This window comes from Profundicola chukchiensis, assembly GCF_029664245.1.
GTDB classification, from domain to species: domain Bacteria; phylum Bacteroidota; class Bacteroidia; order Flavobacteriales; family Weeksellaceae; genus Profundicola; species Profundicola chukchiensis.
In genome coordinates this window covers 1-306 of the sequence record NZ_JANAIE010000028.1, presented here as the reverse complement: position 1 = coordinate 306, position 306 = coordinate 1, and the positions used below count along the sequence as shown (strand labels likewise).

Annotated in this window: 1 protein-coding gene; it reads right to left on the bottom strand. The window is 64.7% G+C overall.

Features of this window, described 5'->3' with window-relative positions:
• On the bottom strand, nucleotides 1-306 hold a 306-nt coding region (locus NLM59_RS11555), incomplete at both ends, for a fumarylacetoacetate hydrolase family protein (RefSeq protein WP_304417934.1).

Here is a 306-nt window from a genome sequence, read left to right as displayed (position 1 = left end):
ATCCAGCGCCTCCGCCTCGCTGACATAAAGCGCCTCGCGCCCGATCACCACGCCCAGTTCGACCTCCCAATCCGATTTCTGCGACCCGCGCGGAATGATCACCGGGTCATCGGGGCCCGACAGCGCCGAGGATGCCTTGGAAAAGATGATCGGCTCCTTCGGCACGTCCATGCCGGATTCCGCGGCATGCTTGGCATAGTTGAGCCCGATGCAGAAAAAGTTCGGCACCGTGCCGACACACGGTCCGATCCGCCCCGGGGCGTCGACAACCGGCAGGCTGGCGATGTCGATGTCGCGCAGGCTGTC